1 protein-coding gene is annotated in these 357 nt (G+C 53.2%); it reads right to left on the minus strand.

The window, feature by feature from the left end; translation table 11 throughout:
• On the minus strand, positions 1 to 357 hold a 357-nt coding region (locus tag KNP99_RS15235), incomplete at both ends, for an RNA-guided endonuclease TnpB family protein (RefSeq protein ID WP_215193349.1).

Genomic DNA, 357 nt, shown 5'->3' on the forward strand with positions numbered 1-357 from the left:
CCCGTCGTCCCGACGGTTGAAGAAGCTAAGAGGCGTTCAGCTTCTTGTTTGAGGTTCAGTCCTGCGTTCACATCACGGTCGTGGTGGATGCCGCAACTCGGGCATGTCCATTCACGCAAGCCAAGATGTTTCACGTCTTTGTGTTGATGTCCGCAACTGGAACACAGTTGACTAGAGGCGAAGGTCTTGCCGACTTTCACGACGGTCTTCCCGTACCATGCCGCCTTGTATCCGAGCATGCGGAAGAACTCCGACCAACTGACATCCGAGATGGACTTGCTCAACTTGCGATTCTTCTGCATGTTCTTCACTTGCAAGGTCTCGATGCCGATGACGTCGTGGTTTTTGACGATCTCG

It is taken from the genome of Exiguobacterium sp. s95 (assembly GCF_018618655.1).
GTDB classification, from domain to species: domain Bacteria; phylum Bacillota; class Bacilli; order Exiguobacteriales; family Exiguobacteriaceae; genus Exiguobacterium_A; species Exiguobacterium_A oxidotolerans.